The organism is Pseudomonas sp. fls2-241-R2A-110 (assembly GCF_030209165.1).
In the GTDB taxonomy this organism is placed as follows: Bacteria; Pseudomonadota; Gammaproteobacteria; order Pseudomonadales; family Pseudomonadaceae; genus Aquipseudomonas.
In genome coordinates, this window is record NZ_JARVSN010000029.1 from 179,291 (window position 1) to 202,353 (window position 23,063).

17 protein-coding genes and 1 tRNA gene are annotated in these 23,063 nt (G+C 57.6%); 9 read left to right on the forward strand and 9 right to left on the reverse strand.

All coding sequences use genetic code 11. From position 1 onward, the window contains the following. Positions 1-213: 213 nt before the first annotated feature. Positions 214-735, forward strand: a complete 522-nt coding sequence (locus QRN31_RS24265) for a cupin (protein ID WP_285435022.1) — start codon at positions 214-216, stop codon at positions 733-735. Positions 736-1,076: 341 nt separating this feature from the next. Here QRN31_RS24265 and QRN31_RS24270 read toward each other — a convergent pair whose 3' ends face one another. The 3 genes from QRN31_RS24270 to QRN31_RS24280 form a co-directional block, all read right to left on the reverse strand. Then, a complete protein-coding gene (locus tag QRN31_RS24270) occupies positions 1,077-1,706 on the reverse strand; it encodes a dTMP kinase (RefSeq protein ID WP_285435023.1) in 630 nt (209 codons plus the stop codon). 142 nt (positions 1,707-1,848) lie between these two features. Next, complete coding sequence (locus QRN31_RS24275) at positions 1,849-2,067, reverse strand: hypothetical protein (protein ID WP_285435024.1); 219 nt, start codon at positions 2,065-2,067, stop codon at positions 1,849-1,851. 777 nt (positions 2,068-2,844) lie between these two features. Beyond that, positions 2,845-3,789 carry a sensor domain-containing diguanylate cyclase gene (locus tag QRN31_RS24280; RefSeq protein WP_285435025.1) on the reverse strand — a complete coding sequence of 315 codons (945 nt, stop codon included), beginning with the start codon at positions 3,787-3,789 and terminating at the stop codon, positions 2,845-2,847. Between the two features lie 576 nt (positions 3,790-4,365). On the opposite strand from QRN31_RS24280, the gene QRN31_RS24285 reads away from it, so the two are divergent. Further along, complete coding sequence (locus QRN31_RS24285; protein WP_285435026.1) at positions 4,366-7,752, forward strand: bifunctional diguanylate cyclase/phosphodiesterase; 3,387 nt, start codon at positions 4,366-4,368, stop codon at positions 7,750-7,752. A 40-nt stretch (positions 7,753-7,792) separates the two neighbouring features. Here QRN31_RS24285 and QRN31_RS24290 read toward each other — a convergent pair whose 3' ends face one another. The 5 genes from QRN31_RS24290 to QRN31_RS24310 form a co-directional block, all read right to left on the reverse strand. Then, positions 7,793-8,983, reverse strand: a complete 1,191-nt coding sequence (locus QRN31_RS24290; RefSeq protein WP_285435027.1) for an MFS transporter — start codon at positions 8,981-8,983, stop codon at positions 7,793-7,795. Positions 8,984-9,052: 69 nt separating this feature from the next. Beyond that, on the reverse strand, positions 9,053-11,335 hold the full coding sequence (locus QRN31_RS24295; RefSeq protein ID WP_285435028.1) for a heavy metal translocating P-type ATPase: 2,283 nt from the start codon (positions 11,333-11,335) through the stop codon (positions 9,053-9,055). A 211-nt stretch (positions 11,336-11,546) separates the two neighbouring features. Then, entirely contained in the window at positions 11,547-12,923 is a 1,377-nt protein-coding gene (locus QRN31_RS24300; RefSeq protein WP_285435030.1) for an MBL fold metallo-hydrolase RNA specificity domain-containing protein, read from the reverse strand. A 98-nt stretch (positions 12,924-13,021) separates the two neighbouring features. After that, a complete protein-coding gene (locus QRN31_RS24305; RefSeq protein ID WP_285435054.1) occupies positions 13,022-13,942 on the reverse strand; it encodes a universal stress protein in 921 nt (306 codons plus the stop codon). Positions 13,943-14,016: 74 nt separating this feature from the next. Next, a complete protein-coding gene (locus QRN31_RS24310) occupies positions 14,017-14,262 on the reverse strand; it encodes an Lpp/OprI family alanine-zipper lipoprotein (protein WP_285435031.1) in 246 nt (81 codons plus the stop codon). Between the two features lie 286 nt (positions 14,263-14,548). Between QRN31_RS24310 and QRN31_RS24315 the strand changes: the two genes are divergently transcribed. The 7 genes from QRN31_RS24315 (at position 14,549) to QRN31_RS24345 (ending at position 22,954) form a co-directional block, all read left to right on the forward strand. Continuing rightward, positions 14,549-15,295, forward strand: a complete 747-nt coding sequence (locus tag QRN31_RS24315) for a helix-turn-helix domain-containing protein (protein WP_285435032.1) — start codon at positions 14,549-14,551, stop codon at positions 15,293-15,295. Positions 15,296-15,387: 92 nt separating this feature from the next. Continuing rightward, positions 15,388-16,356: a ribose-phosphate diphosphokinase gene (locus QRN31_RS24320; protein WP_285435033.1), complete on the forward strand. Its 969-nt coding sequence runs from the start codon at positions 15,388-15,390 to the stop codon at positions 16,354-16,356. A 1-nt stretch (position 16,357) separates the two neighbouring features. Continuing rightward, positions 16,358-17,197 carry a polysaccharide deacetylase family protein gene (locus QRN31_RS24325; RefSeq protein WP_285435034.1) on the forward strand — a complete coding sequence of 280 codons (840 nt, stop codon included), beginning with the start codon at positions 16,358-16,360 and terminating at the stop codon, positions 17,195-17,197. After that, positions 17,194-18,465 carry a putative glycoside hydrolase gene (locus tag QRN31_RS24330; RefSeq protein WP_285435035.1) on the forward strand — a complete coding sequence of 424 codons (1,272 nt, stop codon included), beginning with the start codon at positions 17,194-17,196 and terminating at the stop codon, positions 18,463-18,465. Before QRN31_RS24325 ends, QRN31_RS24330 begins: the two co-directional genes overlap by 4 nt. A gap of 41 nt (positions 18,466-18,506) precedes the next feature. Then, a complete protein-coding gene (locus tag QRN31_RS24335; RefSeq protein WP_285435055.1) occupies positions 18,507-20,807 on the forward strand; it encodes a serine hydrolase in 2,301 nt (766 codons plus the stop codon). Positions 20,808-20,913: 106 nt separating this feature from the next. Next, positions 20,914-21,567: a hydrolase gene (locus tag QRN31_RS24340; RefSeq protein WP_017338794.1), complete on the forward strand. Its 654-nt coding sequence runs from the start codon at positions 20,914-20,916 to the stop codon at positions 21,565-21,567. Between the two features lie 64 nt (positions 21,568-21,631). Then, entirely contained in the window at positions 21,632-22,954 is a 1,323-nt protein-coding gene (locus QRN31_RS24345) for an OprD family porin (protein WP_285435036.1), read from the forward strand. Positions 22,955-22,962: 8 nt separating this feature from the next. On the opposite strand, the gene QRN31_RS24350 is transcribed toward QRN31_RS24345, so the two are convergent. Continuing rightward, a tRNA-Sec gene (locus QRN31_RS24350) sits at positions 22,963-23,058 on the reverse strand. Between the last annotated feature and the right edge of the window lie 5 nt (positions 23,059-23,063).

Genomic DNA, 23,063 nt, shown 5'->3' on the forward strand with positions numbered 1-23,063 from the left:
GCGACCGAATGTCTCTGGGAACAATTCGACAGTATCCAAGTTGCCAAACCACTTGCTGAAAATTCGATCGACATCACTGGCCATTGCTTTGCGACCACCAAGGGAACGCTGCTGCCTGGATTTCTTGAACATTTGAAGAGCCTCAAATGTCCTTAATGGATCGGGCTTTAAAAGTTGTCTTCAAGACACTTACTCGAAAGCGGAGGACTTCTTATGGTCAGGTCACAGGTTGTCGATGCTCCCGTGCAAATGCTGCTCCTCGAACAAAACGGTTGGGTACCTAACAACCCTCGCCTTCCTGTGCTCGTTTACATCAAGGCGATTGCCATTCAAGGGAGCGACCCGGCGGCGCTGTTCGAGAGAACCTTCAGCACCAATGGCTGGCCGCCGCAATGGCGCTACGGGGTTTATGACTATCACCACTATCACACCGAAGGTCATGAAGTGCTCGGCGTCGCCGCTGGCTACGCTCGTTTGATGCTTGGCGGGCCGGGTGGGCGGATATTGGAGGTCAGCAGTGGGGATGTGTTGCTCTTGCCTGCCGGTACCGGTCACTGCAATGTCGATTCCAGCAGTGACTTTCTTGTTGTCGGTGCCTACCCCCCTGACCAGCACGCGGACATCTGTCGCGAAGCACCGACTTCAGAGCAATTGGCGAGCATTCAAAAGCTGCCATTTCCAGAGCAGGATCCCGTTCAGGGCTTGCATGGCGCGGTGAGTCGATATTGGGTTTGACACTGCTCGCGAGGTGTCGCTTGGCTGAATGCTCCCTTCAGTTTCATTCCTGATCAGCGAACAGCCCAAGCAATCTGTAGGCCCTTTACGGCAACCCAAGAGCTCTGCTGCGATTGCGCCGCCGTTGAGACCCGTTTGCGGAACGGAATGGCGAGTCAAGGTGTCGTCTGTATTAGACGACCTTGTTCGTCGTAATCCTGTTCATATATAGAGGTGGCATTCATGAACAATATTATCTACATCGTCGGCGCAGTTGTGATCGTCCTCGTTATTCTTTCGTTTGTCGGTCTTGTATAGCGTTAGCTGCCAAGCACGTCACACCGCATCGCGCATTCATGACGCTAGCAATGCTCCTGACGCCCGAGAAGGACTTTATAGATCTCGGAAATCACCTGCATCGTTGCGTCTTCGAGCGTTCCTTCATTACGGCATAACACCCAGCCGTGATCTGCAATCGCTCGCTCGAACGCTTTGGTACAAGCGACATGTTCTTCCAGCTTATGCATCACCGTACTGCTCAACCCACGCGATCGCGCCGCTGCCCTGGCCCATGAAATATCAGGGGCGGTGACAACCCCGACATGCAGGTCTGGCACTTGCACGTTTCGATCAATGTTCAGCTGCAAAATCTCTGCAAACGGGACTATCTGGCGAAACGCGGCATCAGACGGGTACCAGCGATCGATCAGGATAATGCTGTCGGGTGGCTGTTTAGCCAGTACGTGCCGGGAAATCCAGGTACGGCTGTCAGCAAGGCGCTCACAAACCCGCAACTCCAGATCCCGGGTGGGATTTCTGACGAGTTGGTTCACGAGGGTCATTGTTTCACCTCGATAGGGATCGCTTTTTTTCTCGCAAAGTCGGATCACCTTTTTGTTGTCGGCCCTCAGTACTTTTGTGACGGCCTCCAACAGTGTGGTTTTGCCGGCGCCCTTGGGCCCATCCAGAGAAACAAACAGCGCACGATTCATTCTTCACATAACGATTGATTGACGTTTTTTTTTGCCCTGTTCGTTCGCGGTAATCGCTCGGCGCGACTACGCGAATCAAGTGGAGAGCCCTTCTGAGCACTCTAACTTAGTTTCTGGCTAGCGGAACTCTAAAACCCGCTTTCTATTTGGAGGTCACCAGGTCACTCGGCGAAGGTCGGGATGATTCGTTGATGAACGAATTCCAGGCGGCATAGGCTTCACAATGCCGTTGGCTTGCCAGCGCCCAACGGTCGCCAGTCGTCTCGCGAATCGAAACCAACATCATCATTTCAGTGGTTGCCGCGTCGAGCTCTAGCAGGAATTGATGGGATTTGAATCGAAAATCATCGGTGCTGTGCATCTCGTTCCGCCAAGATGGGGCTGATTCGAAATTGCGAATCTTTATACCCATCTAAAACATCGACACCGCAGAGTCTGATTCGATCCATAGCCATGACGGTTGGCTGTGCGGCTTCATCGTAGGGTCGTTTGGTTTCCACGGGATCACAGCGATCAGCCACCCAGAAAGCGCGACTTATAACCCTGTCGCAGGCGTAATCACCTCGGAGCAACCAAGCGAGTAAAAATGCAAAATTTACTCGCCAAAACCTATACAAGAAACTAATGTTGTACAAAGTCTGTAGAGTTTTTGATTACCATGTCTCCTTCGGAAAGTCTTATCGCCTGGCACGGCACCTGGAGCCTTTCACGGGCTAGCGTCACTTGCAAGTCATGCAAGGCGACGCAATCCGAACTCGATAGAGAAAGCGATTTCCCCCATACCACAACGTGTTCCAGAGCAGCTTCAGCGAGGACACGCCCCTGGGACGAGCTCGATGAAATCCGCCATGCCCTCCCCCCTTACACCTGAGGTGTTACGCCTGACGAAGGCCTACGAATAACCAGGATCTATCGGCATGCGCTTGTCAGACCTCATCATCAAAAATCTTGAGCCGATACTGCAAGCTTGGGAGGATTTTGCAAGAACCATCGAGGTACCCGGCGAAGCTCTGCATTCCAAGGCGTTACGGGGGGTTGGGCCTGTACATCGCCTCCGAGATTGTGGCCGCACTTTGGATGTAACTTCCGACCGAGCGCGTGGAACCACGTTCCTGGTCAAAGTACCTGTCGGTAAATCTCAAAGTACGGGAGAAGCCACTTCTACCAATTTTTTCAGGCGCTTCTGCTCATACATCTCATGGTCAGCGAGCGTCATGGCCGAGCTGATATTGTTGGAAGCGTTAGCCATGGCTAAACCGACAGAAGCACTGACGCCCAACAGTTGAAGTGACTGATTGACCCTCTCGCGAAGCGCCTCGCCGCCAACTCTGTCGCAATTGACGCCGATGACTCCGAACTCATCTCCCCCCAGCCTTGCAACGATATCGCCGGATCTCGACGCGTGATTCAAGGCGTCAGCGGCACTCTTGAGCGCACTGTCACCCGCAGCATGACCTTTGCCATCATTGATGAGTTTCAAATCGTCTATATCAACAATCACAACCGCTGAGGCATGTCCGTAACGACGGTTTCGAATATCCTGAGCCGCAGCCAACTGATCCCAGCCGGCACGGTTATAAAGTCCCGTCAAGGCATCGTTAAGCGCCTGAGCTTCAAATCGCTCCGCTCTGCTCGCCTCTTCATCGGCCCTCAATTCCATTTGCAAAATCTTGCTGAGCACCTTGGCGACCATTTCAATGAGTGCTTGGTCTTCCCTGATTTTTTCAGGTTGAGTCGATGGATCAATGGCGCACAGCGTGCCGAACAAGGAGCCATCGGACAGGAGAAGTGGCACACCAATGTAGGAGTTGATGGTCAGCTGGCGACTGATGGGTGCCGCTGCATAGCAAGGTACCAGCCCGACATTCGGCGCTATTCGTGGCCCGAACCCCTTGACCATGTGACTGCAAAAAGAATCACTCCAATTGAGAATTTTGCCTGGCTGAATTTCATAGCCATGATCTTCGCAATGCAGAACAGTCCAGTCATCGCCGTCGGCCCGGGTAACCATCCACAAATCGAACCCTAGCCGTTGCCGCAAGAACGAAAGCACTTCACGCGCTGTATCTTCAAAATCACTCATCGGGTATTTCGACTCATAGGTTTGGCATGGGCAAAAAAGGTGGACACCATCACCGAAACGCCGAGTGGGCCTATGAAGGGTGAACGAGTGTATCCGGTCACCGCAGAGCAGAGTTCGAGCCCGTCAAGGAAGCCGACGAAACGTCTTATTTATTGCCATGCAACCTGCTGTACTCCAAGCAGATCGCCGTTTAAAAAACGACAGAGGGGGCCCATAAGGCCTATTTGCGATCCCAAGGCAGACAAAATTATGTTTTTTCTCTTTATTTCACGCGGTAAAACGCACCTTTCGACTTCTCTACCCTCAAAAGATTTAGAGCGTTAATGCGAAAGTTTTCCAGTAACCACCTACAGGAAGGGTTTTGCAAAAGTTTGCCCGAAGCCTATGACAGGAGTTTTATCTGACCGATGACTGAATGCCCTACTTTTTCCACCCCTTAGACATGATATTTATTTTGTATAGGTATTGATCCTGACCTTGAAAGGACATCGGCAACTATTTGCGAAACGGACGTCAGAAACATCAAGACCTGCCCATCACAAAATAACGGGGGCTTAAACATTGGAAGAATTACGGATGGCGAACCCAGGTTTGGCACCAGCTACGATCCTTTCGCACAACTGGTCGCTTCGATCCGTGTTGCTCCCTATTAGCATCTTGTTGTTAGGTACTTTGCTTTCAGTGACGCTTGGGCACCTGGAAGTCCAGCAAGAATCAAACAAGGACAGAGCACAAGTCACTTCTAAACTAACGGGCGTCCGAGCTCATTTAGAAGGCCAAATAAACGCTACGTTTGACGCAACGGAAGGTATTGTTCAGCTATTGAGGTTGGACGGCGGCATAACAACTGCGCATTTTGAGGGCATGGCAGAGCAGGCAATGGCTCTGCAATCACATATCCATCACATCGCGCTTGCTCCCAACGACGTCATTCGCAGTGTCTATCCCATCAAAGGTAATGAAGGCGTTTTAGGCGTTGATTATCGCAATCTGCCCGGTCAGTACGCTGCGGTATTGAGATCTCGGGAGTCAAGAGTCCCGGTGCTGGCAGGCCCTATTGACCTTTTCCAGGGAGGACGGGGGTTCGTCCATCGGCGCCCGGTGTTTGTCACCGCCGACGACGGTACTGATCGTTACTGGGGGGCCGCGTCGGTTGTGGCTGATGTTGATGCATTGCTTGAAGCCGGTGGCATCAATGCGCGTGGGACGCTTGAGCTGGCCTTACGAGGTGCGGATGGGTTAGGCAACAATGGAAAAATGATCTGGGGAAACCCTGCAATATTTACAGAAGATGCCATTACAACCTCTGTCGATGTGCCTGGCGGCACCTGGCAACTCGCGGCGATTCCTCGGGAAGGCTGGAGGAGCAACACACTCTTCACCTCACCTTTGTTTATTTTTGCGCTGACCTGCACTGGCTTTTTTACCTTTCTTGCGGCTCAACTCAGCCGAAGTCACCGCCTGATTCGCCAGCGTCATGCGCAGCTCGCCAAGGAAATTGAAGAGCGTGAGATTGCAGAGCTCTCTTTAGTGCAAAGTGAAGCACGCTTCCGCGCCCTGTTTGAGCGTTCGCCAGATCCGATCTGGATCCTGCGTCGTGGAGGCATTTGTAGTGATGCCAACACCGCAGCACTCAAGTTATTCGGTTATGAAGACTTGGAAACACTGCATGAAGTCAAAGCCACCGATATTTCTCCTCCTTTTCAAAGCGATGGTCAATGCACGACAAAGAAAGCACAAGTGATGTTGAACATGGCCATGGAAAAAGGTGTTCATCGTTTTGAATGGCTCCATAAAAGTGCAGACGGGGTGGTATTTCCAGCTGAAGTCACTCTCTCCACCGTCGCTTTGTCGGGCAAGTTGATGTTGTATGCGGTGGTTCGAGATATTTCCGACCGTAAAAAAGCTGAGCAGGCGTTACTCTCTCAAACGACCTTGCTTCAGGATGTAGTGGATAATGCACCGTCGCTGATTTATGTGTTCGATCTTCAGGGAAATCTTCAACTTTGCAATCTCATGTTTGAGCGTGCAGTAGGCTTATCATTTGCGCAGATGAACGGCAGGCCGCGTGAAAGCTTTCTGACCTCTGAAGAGGCTGGCACCCAACGTCAAAATGACGAACAGGTTCTCGCCACTGGAAGTGCCATGCGCTTTGAGGAAGCGATCGACAGAAATAACACTACTCATGTTTACCTTACAACCAAGTGTGTTCTTTACGACAATGATGGTCAGCAAACAGGCGTCCTCAGTATTTCTACTGACATCACTGAAATAAAACAACGTACCGAACAATTACGACTCGCGGGCGTTGTCTTGGAGAATACCGCCGACGGGGTGATTATCACTAATGCCCTAGGTCATATTGTATCGATCAATAAAGCATTCTCTGACATCACAGGATTCAGCGCAGAAGAATCTATAGGGTTGAAGCCCTCTATTCTTATTTCAGAGGAGCAAGATCTCGATTTCTACCGAGATATCCAGGCGACCCTCAAGGCGAATGGATTTTGGCGCGGTGAGCTCTGGAATCGTAGAAAAAATGGCACGCTTTATCCGAAGTGGATGACGATAAATACGGTGCTCGATGAATTCGGTCAGCCGATCAATTATGTGGCTGTTTTTTCAGATATGTCAGCTATCAATCAGTCGCAATCCGAGCTTGACCGCATGGCGCATTATGACCCGATTACCGGTCTGCCCAATCGCCTCCTCTTCCAGGAAAGACTCCAGCACTCCCTGGATCTTTCCTTAAGCTATGACCAGGCACTGGCAGTGCTTTTGGTCGATCTGGATGGCTTTAAAACGGTAAACGATAGCCTTGGCCACTCGATGGGAGACTTGCTACTGCAGCAAGCCGGTATTCGCTTTTCGCAGTGTATACGCCTTGAGGACACGATCTCTCGAATAGGCGGAGACGAGTTTGCGGTCATTTTGAACAACCTCAGCCAGCCAACCGATGCCATCGTCGTCGCGAAAAAACTACTGATGTCTCTCCAGGAGCCTTTTGATCTACGGGGAAACTCTACGCTGCTGACCGCCAGCATCGGGATTGCCGTGGCACCGCAAGATAGCGAAACGCCGGAACAATTGCTCCGTCAAGCGGATACAGCCATGTACGGCGCCAAAGAAGGAGGCCGCAACGACTACCGCTTCTATCAGCCTGAGATGACCCTGCGTGCGCAGGAACGTCTGATCCTGGAGCGCTCCCTGCGTCGTGCCGTAAAAAACCATGAGTTTGAAGTTTGGTACCAACCAAAAATCAACCTGATGAGCGATAAGGTTGAAGGCGCCGAGGCACTGGTTCGTTGGCGGGATCCGGTTCACGGCCTCATTTGCCCGGCAGACTTCATTCCCTTGGCAGAAAGTACGGGACTGATAATCCAGATCGGTGAGCAAGTTGTCGACAGGGTCTGCCGCGACATTCGGCACTGGATTGATAGTGATATTGCTTGCGGGGTCGTCGCTGTCAATGTGGCGGCTATACAAATCGACAGAACTGATTACGTCGAAACACTTCGAGCGGCGTTATATAAATATGATTTACCCGCGAGTGTCCTGGAGGTAGAAGTTACGGAGAGTTTGATGATGGCAAGTCCAGAGCACTCCAGAGAAGTCTTGAGTACGCTCCAAAGCCTGGGGATCACGACGGCGATCGATGACTTTGGTACAGGCTACTCATCCCTGGCTTATCTAAAGATGCTGCCCATCAACAGTCTGAAAATTGATCGCAGCTTTGTTTCCGATCTGCCTCACGACAAAAATGATGCGGCCATCACCAAAACCGTCGTTGAATTGGGACATGCCCTGGGCTTCAAGATTGTTGCGGAGGGCGTGGAGACCGCTGAGCAGAGTTCTTTTCTGAGAAGCATCGGATGCGACCAAGGACAGGGTTATCTCTACGCTCGCCCGATGCCCGCGATAGCGTTTGAATCCTGGTTGAAAAGTGATAAACATTTTGAGTGAAGCCTGCGGTGCTGACGCCTGGCTTGCTCTTACTGAAGAATCACTTTCTCTTCAGTAAGAGCAAGAGTAAAGCTGTCGCGGCAAACACTGCCCCCACGAAGAACGTGCTGCCTGATCCGAAGCTTTGCCATAACCCGCCCGCCAGGACACTGGCGATCAGCATGCACACGCCGCTGACCAGATTGAAAATGCCGAAGGCGGTGCCCTTGAGTTTTCCAGGCGCTGTATCGGCTACCAGCGAGGCAAGAATGCCTTGGCTGAATCCCATATGAAGTCCCCACAATGCGACGCCCAGCATCATCGCGATGACAGAACTGGACTGAGCCAGCACCAGATCCGCCAAAACAAGTAACCCCATCCCCACGCAGAGCAGCTTCGTACGGCTCATACGATCAGACAGCCAGCCGGCGGGATAAGCGGAAAACGTGTAGAAAATCGACATGACCACCATCACCAGCGGAATCCAGGTGACCGACAGACCAGTCTCCTGCGCACGCAATACCAAAAACGCCTCGCTGAAACGGGCCAGCGTAAACACCCCTCCCACAATCACGACCCACCAGTATCCAGTAGAGAACTCGTGAAGGACTCGCCAATGGATAGGCGATCGGAAGGTGTGTTCGCTGGAGACCTGTGTGGGTTCTTTTACGCCGGCGACAATCAGAGCCACCGCGATTGTTGCGGGGATCACCGCAAACCACAGGACAAGCTGGAGATCGGCAAACCAGAGCATCAGCAAGATGGCCAGCGCCGGGCCAAGAACAGCCCCTACGGTGTCCATTGATTGGCGCAAACCAAAACAGGCCCCACGGATTTCAGGCGGCGAAACATCGGCGACCAAAGCATCGCGAGGCGCACCACGAATGCCTTTGCCGATACGGTCCAGAAAACGTGCGGTAAAGACCACTTCAACCGAGTGCGCCAGAGGAAACAGGGGTTTGCTCAGCGCGGCCAAACCATATCCCAGCAACAGCAATCCTTTGCGCCGACCAATAAAGTCGCTGATAGCGCCAGAGAATATCTTGACGAGCATGGCGGTCGACTCGGCAACACCCTCGATCACGCCGACGGTCAATGCACTCGCACCCAATGTCGTGACCAAAAATACAGGCAACAAGCTGTGTACCAGCTCGGAAGACAGATCCATGAACAGGCTGACAAAGCCCAACGCCCAGATCGTGCGCGGAATGCGAAGACGCTCGGCTTTGGTGGCTGGACTTTCATGACTCATATTTTCTTCCTTAACATATGGGCACCGAGGAAAGACTGCGCAAAGGCGCTGTGTGCTGGAACAAGGCTTCTAACGCCCATCAAGAAAGCGGAACAACTCCTCCTCCTGATCAAAGTGCAGTCGCACCAGGGTATCCAGACGAATCAACTGATGCTGAATCTCGTCGGCGGACGTCGCTGCCGGATCAGCACAAAAATCACGGCTCATGCGCGCCAAAAGATGGATAAGACGAAAAATCTCGCGGTGAGCATGACTCATCGCTGACATCGGGTCTTCGCCGGGCATGCTTTGCGTCAGCAGCGGATACAGTGTTTTTTCATCATCGCGTTCATGGTCCGCCAATGAGGTTTGCAGCTTGTCGACCAGTTCCAGCAAGTCGGCCTGCGCTTGCTCAACCGGGCGCCAGGCAAAGTCACTGGCCATCTGGTGCAGCTCGCTCAGCACATTGGACAGTTGCTGGTGTTCATCTTGCAGGCGATCGATATGCTCCGCCGTCAGCTTTTGCTGCCGCCGCCCCCACAATGGCCCCAATGCGCGCAACGCGTTCATGATAATCAGCACATCGATGCCCTCCTGCACCACGGCGCCGATCAGTGGCGGCAGATAACCGAGGGCCGCCACCACCATGGCCAGCAGCGACATGCCCATGCCGGCCAGCACGCCAAGACGGGCAATGTGGCGGGTGCGTCGGGCGATGTCCAGCGCCTCGACGAGCCGATCCAGACGATCCACCAGCAGCACGACACCGGCGGCTTGCGCAGAAGCCGTCGCACCGCTGGCCCCCATCGCGACGCCGACGTTCGCCGCCGCCAATGCGGGGGCATCGTTGATGCCATCGCCGACCATCAGCGTGCTGGTGCGCAGGCAACCCTCCTGAACGGCACGCACTTTTTCCTCTGGGGTCAACCCGGCCCGCAGTTCGTCAATTCCAGCAGACAGGGCGATCATCTCGGCGGGTTCCAGACGATCCCCGGTGAGCATGACGATCCTCTCGATGCCTCGGTTGCGCAGTCGACGCAGCGTTTGCGGGGTTTCGCGCCGAACGTTGTCCGAGAACACCAGCAGGCCGGCAAGCTGTCCATCCACCTCGATGAAGCTTCCAGCGCACGCCAGATAGTCCATGTGGCGCAGCATGGCGGTGGCCCAATCTGACACGGGGGCGTCCCGGTGAGCAAAAGACAATGTGCCGAATCGCACCCGCCTGCCATCGATGAGCCCACAAAGACCCGAACCGGGACTTTCTTCCACCTCCTGCGGGACGCTGAGTGGCACCTGGCGCTGTTGCGCCGCCTCGACAATCGCCTGGGAAATCGGGTGCGTCGAGGCCTGTGCCAGCGACGCCGCCAGGCCAAGCAATTGCTGCGGATCGGCCACCCCGTTGACTTCGATCGACTGCAAACGGGCATGCCCGCTGGTCAGCGTGCCGGTCTTGTCGAAAAACATTTGCTTGATCCCGGCCAGCGCTTCCAGGGTCGCTCCGTCCTTGATCAGGATCCCGCGCCGCGCCGCCCTGGAAATCCCAGACAGGATCGAAATGGGCACCGCCAGGATCAATGGGCAAGGTGTCGCCACCACCAACACCGCCAGCGCTCGCAAGGGATCGCCACTGAGTTGCCAGGCCAATGCGGCGATCAGCAGCGTCAGAGGGATGAAGACCAGCGCATAGCGGTCGGCCAGACGCACGAAAGGCGCCCGCGAACGGCGTGCGGCCTCGGCCAGTCGCACGATTGCGGCGTAGGTGCTTTGCTCGGCCGTTCGCGTAGCGATCAGCAGGATGGGAGCGCCAACATTGGAGACGCCGCTGGGCAGTGGCTCTCCCTCTCGACGGGTCACTGGCAACGATTCACCGCTGAGCGCCGATTCGTCCAGAATGGCCGAAGGACTCAGCAGGCGACCATCCACCGGCACCACCTCCCCCAGGCGTACCAACAGTGTTTGATGTGGCTGGATCTGTTCAACGGGGATCTGCCGCAAACCGCCCTCCTCCTGCAGCCAGGCAAAACGCGGTGCCCTGTCGATCAGCGCACGGAGCTCGCGCTCGGCGCGTTGCCGGGTGAAAAACTCCAGGGTCCGTCCGGTCGCCAGCATCAAGGCAATCACCGCTGCGACCAGCGTCTGCTTAAACACCAGGGCGGCGGCGATCGACAGCAGCGCGATCAGGTCTACACCCGCCTCGCGCCGAGCCAGACGCCCGACGATCTCGACGAGCAGTACCAACGCCATCACCAGACTGCCCGCGGCCCAGCTCATCGAGGCCCAGTCGGATTTTTGCGCAACCTGCGCAGCGCCACCGGCCAGCAATGTCAGGGTCGTGAGCAGCAACAGGATGGGGTCCCGCCATTTACTGAGCATTGAAGTGGGCACCTCGAAAACACGGCCGTCCCTCGCGATAAATCATCTGCCGCTTTCGAGGTAGAGCTTAGGACTTGAACGTCTTACATGTTGATCAAGACGTAGCAACCGGGTTGTTCAGCCCGCGCGAAACGATTGCTGGATGATCTGGGGTCGCGACCACGGCGGTGCTCATTCTCTCTCCTGCCGTACAGGCGAGTGCAAACGTGCGTTACGGCGATGAATCGTTGCGGGTGAGTTCGACGTTTTCGCGATACTCCGGCACCGACACCGACCATCCCAATTCCACGCTGATACGTCGGCGCAGCACATCCGAGGCATTAGGCTCCCCATGCACGACGAAGGTGTGTTTGGGCGGTCGTTTGAAACCGCGCAACCACTGCATGATTTCGTCGGCATCCGCATGGGCAGACAGGGTTTCCATCGGCACCACCTCGGCGCGAATCGGCACGTCCTTGCCATGAATACGCACCGAAGGCGCGCCCGCGATAATGTGCGCGCCACGGGTACCGCCAGCCTGAAACCCGGGAATCAGCAAGGTGTTGATCGGGTTGGGGGCCAACGTCTTGAGGTGGTGGATCACCCGTCCACCGGTGGCCATGCCGCTCGCGGCGATAATCACCGCCGGGGTGCGCTGCTGGTCCAGCTCGATGGACTCACGGGTGGTTCGCACGAAATGCGCGACACTGCACATGCCTTCGCAATCCTGTGCTGACAATCGGTGCTCGCTGCCGAAGCGCTGGTACAAATGCGTGACGTCGGTGGCCATGGGGCTGTTGAGGTAGATCGGCACGTCGGGAATCGCGTGTTGTTGCTTGAGTCGATACAGGTGGTACATCAGCAACTGGGCACGGCCTACCGCGAACGATGGCACCAGGGTAATGCCGTGGCGCAGCGTGGTGCGGGTGATGACCTCGGCCAACTGCGCTTGCGGCGATTCCTGCGGATGTTTACGGTCGCCGTAGGTCGATTCCACCAGCAGATAATCCGCCTGTTCGACGGATTCCGGGGCGAACATCAGCGGATCTTCCGGACGCCCCAAATCCCCGGAACACAGCAGTGTGATGCCATCGGCGGTGACCTCCACCGTGGCCGCGCCGAGGATATGCCCGGCACCGCGTAGCAGGATGGCAACGTCAGGAAGAATGTTGACTCGATGATGCAATTCCACCGGCCGCAACAGTTTCAGTGCTCGCTCGGCATCTTTCTCGGTGTAAAGCGGCAATGCCGGCGTATGTTTGGAAAAGCCGTGCCGATTGGCAAACTCGGCTTCTTCTTCCTGCAGACGTCCACTGTCCAATAGCAGGATTGCCACCAGTTCACAGGTGGCGGGCGTGGCATACACCGGTCCGCGATAGCCATTGCGCACCAACACCGGCAGATAGCCGCTGTGATCCAGATGGGCATGGGTCAGTACGATGGCGTCGAGGTCGGAAACCGGAAGCTGAAACGGGTCCCAGTTGTGCAGTCGCAATTGCTTATAACCCTGAAACAAACCGCAATCGATCAGCACATGCCGACCACGGTGCTCCAGCAAGTATTTGCTACCTGTGACGGTGCCTGCGGCGCCGAGAAATGTCATTCGCATGCCCGTCTCCTGGATCGCTCGTGTAAACGTCATAGATCGCTCGTTACAGGCCGGCGGTCGTTGATATTTATCAAGCGCGGCCACGACGGAGCGCCGTTTCAGTCAAGCCACGGCAACGGCTTGACGATTACCAGGCTGCAGGGCGCGCGGTTCAACACACTTTCAGCGGTACTGCCGATGAACCGGTCGAGGCCACGGTGATACAGCGTGCCCAGCACCACCATGTCGAAAGCATTGTGCCGGGCGAACTGCTCGATGACTTTATAGGGGATGCCAGCCAACAGATGCCGATGTTGTTTCTCGACGCCAAAACGATCGGCAAGCACCTCGAAGGCTTCTTCCTGCGTATCAGTGACCGCGTCTCGCAAACTGTCCTGCAGGCTGGCCGTCGGCACGCTCGTGACCGAGTCATCCATCACCGACCAACTGCTGACATTGAGCAGGTGCAAGGCGGCGCCGCAGGAAGCCGCCAGCGTCGACGCCAGATCGAGTACCCGATCGTTCAGCCCCTGGGTCAGGTCCTCCAGGTGAGACAGATCGACGGCGGCGAGGATCTTCAATGGCTTGGGATTTCTGGCGTCGGTCACCAAGTGCAAGTGGGCCGGGCAGTTGCGCAGCAACCACCAGTCAAGGGGACGGTGGAACGCATGACCCAGCGCATGGACACACTGAGTGTCCTTGATCACCAGGTCCGCGTGGAAATCATTCACGTACTCCAGCGTGTGGGCCAGGGTCGGTTTTGCCCAGACCACTTCAGTGGTCACCGGCAAGCCGATACACCGTTGAAACCGGGCCTGTTGTTCCAGCCAGTGACGATGCACTTGCAAATAGCCTTCCCGCGCCTGGGCCATCGCATCGTGATCCACCAACCCGGCCAGTGCCAGCGCCTGGACATAGTCGAATGCAACGATGTGCAATAACGCCCCCATGGCGCAGGCGAGCGCCTCAGCGCGATCAAATGCCGGAGTTCGGGTCATGTCCGAGGGTGCGATCAACAAAATCCGTTTGAGTTTCAATATCTCGTACCTCGCCGCCACTGCTTACCTGCGCTGTTACAGCCCTGTGTTCCTGTCAGGGCTCGATGCTCGTTTCTTCATTTGCGTGGCGCTTTACCGGCCGTGCGGCTGTTGGCCTCATCGGCAGTCTGTTGTGCCTTTCGGGCTACTTCCGCAGCCAGTAACGCCCTGGTGTACGCCTGATCGGCCCGTAGCCGTGCCATCGCTGCTTTGTTTTCAGCTAACTCCAGGCGTGCACTCATTTCCTGGGCGTACTTATCGCTGCACCCGGCAGTGGTTGCCAGGAGAATGCCGAGCCAGGCAACAGGCAAACACTTTTTCATGATCGACTCCTTGGTGGCTACCGACCTGATAGGTCAGTCAAGCCAAGTATCCAAGTGTCATCGGCGGTGTCCTCTGATATTTATCAACAAACCACATGGCCAATAGCGGAGTGAAATACTGACCCCTTTTTGATGGGCTCAATGGGTGTAAGCCGCTCAGGCACATTGCTGTAACGCCATCGGACATGGATCCACTCGTCTAAAACCGCCTCGAATTGATGGTCGATGCCCCCCCGCAGCGTTCAGAAAACTATGCTTAAACAGTCGATATCAAGGAGCCTTCGACATGCCTGCCGCTCAACCCTATCCAGTGCATCATCCCAAGGCCGCCTGTTCCAACTGCAGCGTGTTGGATCTGTGCTTGCCGCCAGGCCTCTCCGGCCCGGAAATCGAGCAGTTGGATACGCTGATCGTGCAACGCGTCAAAGTCAAAAAAGGCGCCGCCCTCTATCGCGCAGGCGACCCATTGCGCTCGCTGTACGCCGTGCGTATCGGTTCGTTCAAGACCTGCGTGCTCTCGCAAGAGGGTCGAGAGCACGTCACCGGGTTCAAGATGCCCGGCGAAATGCTCGGCCTTGACGCCATCAGCACTGAACAGCACATCTGCGATGCCTACGCGCTGGAAGACAGCGAAGTGTGCCCCGTCCATTTCGCCAACCTGGAAAAACTGGCCCGCGAGCTGCCCTCACTGCAGCACAACCTGAACAAGATATTGAGCCGCGAAATCGTCCGCGATCACGACGTGCTGATGATGCTGGGCAGCATGAACTCCGATGAGCGCCTGGCCGCATTTCTGCTGAACCTGTCGCAACGGCTAAACCTGCGCGGGTATTCATCCCGCAACTTTGTCCTGAAAATGCGCCGCGAGGAGATCGGTTCCTACCTGGGCCTGCGCCTGGAAACCATCTGCCGGGGCATTGCGCACCTGCGGGACCAACGGTTAGTGGAAATATCGGGCCGTGACGTGAAAATCCTCGACCTGGAACAGCTCAAGCAGTTGAGCGCAGGCTGTCATCGCCCTCCTCTGGGCTGATGCCGGGAGTTTTGCATTGAAGTTGTGCGGCATGGCGCCGCCCGCTGACGGTAGATGATGCGCACTTGGCAACGGCTTCAAAGGAGTCCTGCATGCTCACCCTGCCCCCGCTTCTTTTTGCCCTGCAAGGCAGCGAGTTCTATGCCGCCCGCGTCGCGCAGCGGCTTGGCTGCTCGTTGGCGCGCCATGAGGAGCGTGATTATGAAGACGGCGAGCACAAATGCCGTCCACTGGATCCGGTAAACGGGCGCGAGGTCGTGGTGTTCCATGCCTTGTATGGGGATGAGCGGCAGAGCGCTAACGATAAGCTGTGTCGTCTGCTGTTTTTCTGCGCAGCCCTCAAGGATGCTGGCGCTCGCCAGGTGCAGGTGATGACACCCTACCTCTGTTACGGGCGCAAGGACCGCCGCAGCCAGCCTCAGGACCCAACCATCACGCGCTACGTGGCGGCATTTTTTGAAGCCTGTGGCGTGGATCGCCTGATCACCCTGGAAGTGCACAATCCGGCCGCGTTCGATAACGCGTTTCGCAGGCCGGCGTGGAGCCTGCAGTGCGCGGAACTGTTTGCCGAGCATTTCGCCCCGCACGTCGGCGACACTGAAGTGGTTGCCGTATCCCCGGATTCAGGTGGCACCAAGCGAGCCGAACAATTTCGTCAGGCGCTGGAGCGACAGCTGGGACGTTCGGTCGGCAGCGCGGTGATGGAAAAACACCGTGCCCATACCACGCTGACGGGCACCCTCTTGATCGGCGATGTGCGCGGCAAGACTGCGATTATTTACGACGACCTGATCAGCACGGGGGAAACGCTGAAACACGCTGGTCTTGCCTGCCAGAAGGCCGGTGCCACACGCTTGTTCGCGGCCGCCACTCATGGTTTGTTTACCGCAGGCAGTCAACTGTTCGACTCAGCGATCTTTGAACACATCGCGATCACAGACACCGTGCCGCCGTTTCGTCTGCCCGCTGATTGTGTGACGCGTCATCTGCAGATACTCGACAGTACTGCCCTGACTGCCGCCTTCCTGCGGGAAAATGGTGCATTCGATCGCGGGAGCTGACATGTACGGGAACATCCTGCCGTGGATCAAAGACCGCGTCGTGTCACGGGCTCTGCTGTTCGCCGTTTTACTGTGCGCCTGCGGATTGTCCTGGGGGGCGGCGCACCCCACCGAACCACTTGTCACGATCCTCGTGTACCACCGCTTCTCGGACACTGCGGACGACTCGATGACGGTGCGCATGAGCACGTTCGACAGTCAACTGGGGGTCTTGCGTTCGCATGGCTACCACTTCGTCACGCTGCGTGCGGTAGTCGACTGGCTGCGAAATCCCGATGCGACGTTACCGGACAAACCGGTCGCAATCACTGTCGATGACGGGCATCGTTCGGTATTCGACAAGCTGCTGCCGGTGATGCTGCGCGAGCATTTTCCAGTGACGCTGTTTGTCTACCCGTCGGCGATTTCCAATGCCGCCTATGCGTTGACCTGGGAGCAGCTGCGAACCTTGAAGCAAACTGGCCTCGTCGAGATCCAGTCGCACACTTATTGGCATCCCAATTTCAACATCGAGCGTCGGCGTCTTTCCCCGGCTGATTTCCGCCAGTTCGTTCACCAGCAACTGGACAAATCGCGGCGACGGATCGAATCGCAAACCGGTGGCACGGTCGACATGCTCGCCTGGCCGTTCGGCCTCTATGACGACGAGTTGATCGCACAAGCCGCCGACGAAGGCTACATCGCGGCTTTTACACTTGAGGAAAAAAAGGCTGACCGGCACGCGCGCCTGCTCGCCCTGCCGCGCTATCTGATGATCGACGCCTACGCAGCCAAGACCTTCGCCCGTCTGCTTGGCGAACCGGATACCCGGCCTCAGCCCACGGCAGGGAGCACACGATGACCTTCATCCGCGCCTTGAGGCGCCAGGCGACTCCAACGTTGCTGCTCATCGCCGCCTTGCTGTCTGATCAGGCCTTTGCCGTCAGCGGTGTCGTACTGGACGCCGACACCCAAAGGCCGATTGCCGGCGCAACGGTCACGACCTCGGGCGCCGTGATGCAAACCGACGAACTGGGGCACTTCGAAACCGACTCTGCGGACACAACCATCGCGGCCAGAGCCCCGGGCTACCTGCGCACCGAGGTGACGCTTGTGCCCGACGAAGCGCCCAGCGTGCTCACATTGACCCCGTTTCGCCCCAAAGCGGTCTATCTGTCGGTGTTCGGCGTCACCAGTTCGCTGTTACGTGACAAAGTCGTCAGCCTGGCCGACAGCACCGACGTCAATGCATTGGTCATCGACGTCAAGGGTGATCGCGGCTTGACGCCTTATCGCAGCGCGGCCCGCGAGGCGATTGGCGCAGCGGCCCACGCGAGTCGCCCCGCACCTCAATCACGAGACTTTCCCGGGCTGCTGGCAAAACTGCGTGCGCGGCACTTCTACCTGATCGCCCGCATCGTGGTGTTCAAGGACGATCCCCTCGCCGACGCGCACCCACAGTGGAGCGTGCATACCGCGGACGGCACGCCGTGGCGGGATCTTGAAAACCTGCAATGGATGGATCCGTTTTCCCACGAGGTCTGGCGACACAATCTTGATCTCGCCGAGGAGGCCGCACGCATGGGCTTCGATGAAATCCAGTTCGACTATGTGCGCTTTCCCGACAAGAGCGGGTTACGTTTTGCGCTCGCCAACACCCGGGCCAACCGGACGGCGGCAATCGTCGGGTTCCTGAAGGAGGCGCGTCAACGGCTCGCGCCCTACAACGTCTTCATCTCGGCGGATATCTTCGGCTACGTCTGCTGGAATCTCGACGACACTGCCATCGGCCAGCAAATCGAATTGCTCGGTGCGGCGCTCGACTACATTTCTCCGATGTTGTACCCCTCCAGCTTCACTTGGGGGCTACCGGGCCTGACCAACCCGACGGAGGATCCCGGCCAGATCGTCAGGCGCTCCCTGGCGGAGGCGAAGCACCGCACAAAACTGCCCGGCCTACGCTTTCGTCCCTGGTTACAGGCTTTTCGCGACTATGCGTTCGATCATCGGCTGTTTGACCAGGCGGCGATCAAGGCTCAGGTTGATGCCGCCGACGCGGCCGGTACTGATGGATGGATGTTATGGAACCCGCGCAATCACTACGAAGCCGCCGATCTGCCGCATCATTGATCGCAGCGTTTGAACGCTGGGCACTGTGGCTCTGTTTGGCAATGTCCGCCCAGTTTGCCGTCGCTATCGATCTGGATGCGCCGACGCGCCTGCAAGCCGCGCAGATTGTTGCAGCGCAGATCACTGCCGGGCGCCTGCCGGGGGCCGTTGTCCTGATCGGCGATGCCACGCACGTGTTCTATCGCCAAGCCTTTGGCCAACGCATGACGACGCCCTCCCCCGAACCGATGACGCTGGACACCGAGTTTGATCTCGCATCACTCACCAAGGTCATCGCCACCACCACGGCGATCATGCAACTGGCCGAAGCCGGCCGTATCGACCTGGATGCACCGGTTGCCCGCTACTGGCCAGCCTTTGCTTCGGATGGCAAAGAGGCGGTGACCGTGCGCCAACTGCTGGCGCACACCTCGGGACTGCGTCCGGGCTTGCCCGTGCGGCCTCCGTCGGGCGCACGCCAAGGCGTATTGAGCGCCATCGCAGCGCAGCCCCTGCTTGACGAACCCGGCGCACGGGTCATCTACAGTGACCTGAATTTCGTGGTCCTCGGCGAATTGGTCGAACGCATCACCCACCTTTCGCTTGACGTCTATTGCAGGACGCACATTTTTGCACCGCTCGGCATGCGTGACACACTCTTCGTGCCGGACGCAGGGCGAGTCGCGCGCAGTGCGCCGACCCTCGCCAACAAGGCCGGCCTGCTGCGCGGGCGAGTGCACGACCCATTGGCTCGGTGGATGCAGGGCGTCTCCGGGAATGCAGGGCTGTTTTCAACGGCGGATGACCTGTCACGCTTCGCGCAAATGCTCCTCAATGATGGCCGCGCCGGCGCCGCGCAGATACTCAGGCCCGCCAGTATCGCCGCGCTGGCGGCTGCGTCCTCGCCGTTCACAAGCGAACCCTGGCGCGGACTTGGCTGGGAGCTGAGTGCACCGCTGGTGCCCAACCATGACCGCCTCCCGCCCATTGGCGGCATCGGCCATACGGGTTACACCGGCACGGGCCTGTGGATCGACCTGGTGACACGCCAGTTCATCGTCATACTGACCAACCGTGTGTACCCGGACGATCGTGGCGACGCCCGCCCGCTTCGCGCTCAGTTGCTCGCGTTGCTGGCCAGTCACGGGGCGCCGGCGAGCGCCATGCAGATCGGCCAGGCGCTGCCGTCGGCGATGCCCGCGCTCCTGGCCGCCAAACGTCTGCCGATCTCCACGGGACCGGTTCAAACCGGCATCGACGTGCTCGAGGCGCAACAGTTCGCCCCGCTCGCCGGAAAGCGCATCGGGATGATCACCAACCGCAGCGGCTTCGATGCTGCGGGCCGGCGCACCATCGACGTGCTTGCCCACGCGCCAGGCGTCAGGCTGGTCACATTGTTCTCGCCTGAACACGGGCTCGACAGCGATGTGGACGAACGGGTCGGCGACACACGCGACGCCGCAACGGGACTGGTCGTGCACAGTCTCTACGGCGAAAAGCAGCGATTTCCGGCCGGCTCACTGCAAGGGCTCGATGCGCTGATCTTCGACATCCAGGATGCCGGCGTCCGCTTCTTTACCTATGAGACAACGCTTGGCTACGCCCTTGAGGCGGCTGCGGCGCATCACATTCCGTTGTTTGTCCTGGACCGGCCCGATCCGCTCGGTGCGCAGCGCTTTGGCGGCCCCCTGCTGGACAGTCAGCGCGAATCGTTCACCGGCTATTTCCCCGCGCCACTGCAACCGGGCATGACCGTCGGTGAGCTGGCAAACCTGTTCAATCGTCACAAGCACCTCGGGGCGGATCTGCGCGTGGTGCCGATGCAAGGCTACCGGCGCGACATGACCTTTACCGACACTGGCCTCGGTTGGGTGCCGCTATCGCCGAACCTGCGCACGCTGGCCCAACTCGACCTGTACCCGGATGTTGGCTTGCTGGAAGGTGCGAATGTCAGCGTGGGGCGCGGAACGCCGCACCCGTTCGAGTGGTTCGGAGCGCCGTGGATCGATGCGACGCGGTTGGCGAGCGCGCTGAATGCGCTACAGGCTGGCGCGCATTTCGCGCCGATCGATTTCGTCCCCACCGAATCGACCTGGCACGGGCAAGTGTGTCATGGCGTCAGCATCGTTCGCGACCAGACCGCTGATCGACGCCCCGTCGCCAGCCTGGGACTGTCGCTACTCGTCACCTTGCATGCGCTGTATCCCACTCAATTCAATCTCGTGGCAACCCGCGGTTCGATTGGCTCGACATCGGTGTGGCAAGCCATCCGCGACGGCGCCGCGCCGCAGGCCGCACAAGCCTTCGATGACGCGGCAATGGCGCGCTTTGCACAGATGCGAGAAGAGAGCCTGCGCTATTGAGCGCGTGTGCCAGCCCGGATTTGGCAAAAACACAGCACACCGATTCAATCCCGCCGCCTGGATTTGCGTAAACATGGCCTCCTCATTCACCCGTAAGGACATCGTCATGGCTATCGCAAAAGCTGTTCCTGGCAAAACCCTGCTGACCCCGACCGACCACACCCTGATCATGATCGATCACCAGTCGCAGATGTCGTTTGCGACCAAGTCGATCGACGCCGTTACCCTGCGCAACAACGCCGCGCTCGTGGCCAAGGCTGCCCGTGGTTTCAAGGTCTCGACCATCCTCACCACCGTTGCGGAAAAGAGCTTTTCCGGCCCGATTTTCGATGAAATCAAGTCGGTCTTCCCGGAACACAACGTCATCGACCGTACCAGCATGAACACTTGGGAAGACGAACGCATCGCCGTTGAAGTCAACAAGATCGGCAAACAGAAGATCGTCCTGGCCGGTCTCTGGACGTCCGTGTGCATCGTCGGCCCGGCGCTGTCGGCCATCGACCAAGGGTTTGAGGTGTACGTGATTGCCGATGCTTGCGGCGACGTCAGCACCGAAGCCCATGAAATGGCCATGCAGCGGATGATCCAGATCGGCGCTCGTCCGATGACCTCGCTGCAATACCTGCTCGAACTGCAGCGCGACTGGGCACGTACCGAAACCTACGATGAAACCGTGAAAACCTCGATTGCCAACGGTGGCTCGTACGGTCTGGGCCTGATCTACGCCAAAACCATGTTCGGCGCCTCCGAAGGCCATTAATCGGTTACATACAAAGCCAGCGGCTGCGGATGTTGCGCAGCCGCTGCACCGTGGTGATTGATCGATGAAATTTGGCAAGCAAGACTTTCGCGCCGGATTATCCTTCTGGATCCCGGCGCTGTTCGCCGGCGCAGCGCTGGCTGACGAACCCGCACAAGGCTTTCTCGACGGTGCAACGCTTGATGTGCTCAGTCGAAATTTCTATTTGAACAGTGATTACCGATCTCCCTCTTCTACCGGTAAAAGCTACAAACAGGAGTGGGCTCAAGGCTTTATCGGCTCTTTTGAATCCGGTTTCACACCGGGGATAATCGGGTTTGGGCTCGACGCCCATGCCTTTGCGGGCTTTAAACTGGATAGCGGCAAAGGGCATTCCGGGACAGGGTTGCTGCCCGTGGACGCTGAAGGTCGCAGCGAAGACAACTATTCCAGTGGCGGTGGCGCGCTTAAAATCAAGGCTTCGCGCACCACCCTGGCGTTCGGTGAAATGATGGTCGAAACCCCGGTGTTCGACACGGCGGACAAACGCCTGCAACCGGAATACGCCACCGGTTTTCTGCTCAATAGCCACGAAATCGATGGCGTCAATCTGGTCGCCGGTCATTTCACGGCGTTCAAGAACCAGGACAGCTCTTCCAGCAAGGGCAACTTCTTTGGTTACGGCGCCAACACCGAGGCCGGCGGTATTACCTTTGTCGGCACTGACCTGTTCACTCAGAGTCCTGTCGGCGGCGCGCTCTATGCGTCCGAACTCACCGACACCTGGCATCAGTACTACGCCAACCTGCACCTGAAGCAGCCTGGGGTGTTCCTCGACGCCAATCTCTACCACACGCGGGACACCGGCGAAGCGCTGGCCGGCGCAATCGACAACACCGCGTTCAGCCTGTCGGGCAAATACACGGTCGATGCGCACGCCTTTACCCTCGCCTATCAGAAAATCAACGGCGACACCCCCTTCGATTTCGTTGGCGGCGATTCGATCTACCTGGCCAACTCGATCAAGTACGCCGACTTCAACGGTGCCCACGAGCAATCGTGGCAAGCACGCTACGACTTCGATTTCAGCACCTTCGGGATTCCGGGCCTGAAGTTCATGACGCGGTATGTCACGGGCAGCCAGATTGACGGCACCCACGCCCCACAGGGCGGCGCCTACAACCCGTTTGATGCGTCGACCGGTGAATACGTGCCGCAACAAGGCGACGGCGGACGTCATTGGGAACGCGACATCGACCTGCACTACATCGTGCAATCCGGTGCGGCCAAGGGGTTGTCCCTGCAACTGTCCCATGTGTCGCATCGGGCCAACGCGGCCCAGGCGGGCGATGATATCGACAGGGTGTATGTGGTCATCGAGTACCCGCTGAACCTGGGGCATCTCTGAGCGAAAATTGGCGGAAGGCAGCCGGAGTCGAACCGGCCCGGGAACGGATGCCGTCCCCAACCGGGTTTGAAGCCCGGCCGCGCCACCGGGCGCGATTGCCTTCCTTGAC

Coding starts and splice junctions, on each gene's coding strand:
- QRN31_RS24265 (WP_285435022.1), top strand. CDS start 214: ATGGTCAGGTCACAGGTTGTCGATGCTCCCGTGCAAATGCTGCTCCTC.
- QRN31_RS24270 (WP_285435023.1), bottom strand. CDS start 1,706: ATGAATCGTGCGCTGTTTGTTTCTCTGGATGGGCCCAAGGGCGCCGGC.
- QRN31_RS24275 (WP_285435024.1), bottom strand. CDS start 2,067: ATGCACAGCACCGATGATTTTCGATTCAAATCCCATCAATTCCTGCTA.
- QRN31_RS24280 (WP_285435025.1), bottom strand. CDS start 3,789: ATGAGTGATTTTGAAGATACAGCGCGTGAAGTGCTTTCGTTCTTGCGG.
- QRN31_RS24285 (WP_285435026.1), top strand. CDS start 4,366: ATGGCGAACCCAGGTTTGGCACCAGCTACGATCCTTTCGCACAACTGG.
- QRN31_RS24290 (WP_285435027.1), bottom strand. CDS start 8,983: ATGAGTCATGAAAGTCCAGCCACCAAAGCCGAGCGTCTTCGCATTCCG.
- QRN31_RS24295 (WP_285435028.1), bottom strand. CDS start 11,335: ATGCTCAGTAAATGGCGGGACCCCATCCTGTTGCTGCTCACGACCCTG.
- QRN31_RS24300 (WP_285435030.1), bottom strand. CDS start 12,923: ATGCGAATGACATTTCTCGGCGCCGCAGGCACCGTCACAGGTAGCAAA.
- QRN31_RS24310 (WP_285435031.1), bottom strand. CDS start 14,262: ATGAAAAAGTGTTTGCCTGTTGCCTGGCTCGGCATTCTCCTGGCAACC.
- QRN31_RS24315 (WP_285435032.1), top strand. CDS start 14,549: ATGCCTGCCGCTCAACCCTATCCAGTGCATCATCCCAAGGCCGCCTGT.
- QRN31_RS24320 (WP_285435033.1), top strand. CDS start 15,388: ATGCTCACCCTGCCCCCGCTTCTTTTTGCCCTGCAAGGCAGCGAGTTC.
- QRN31_RS24325 (WP_285435034.1), top strand. CDS start 16,358: ATGTACGGGAACATCCTGCCGTGGATCAAAGACCGCGTCGTGTCACGG.
- QRN31_RS24330 (WP_285435035.1), top strand. CDS start 17,194: ATGACCTTCATCCGCGCCTTGAGGCGCCAGGCGACTCCAACGTTGCTG.
- QRN31_RS24335 (WP_285435055.1), top strand. CDS start 18,507: ATGTCCGCCCAGTTTGCCGTCGCTATCGATCTGGATGCGCCGACGCGC.
- QRN31_RS24340 (WP_017338794.1), top strand. CDS start 20,914: ATGGCTATCGCAAAAGCTGTTCCTGGCAAAACCCTGCTGACCCCGACC.
- QRN31_RS24345 (WP_285435036.1), top strand. CDS start 21,632: ATGAAATTTGGCAAGCAAGACTTTCGCGCCGGATTATCCTTCTGGATC.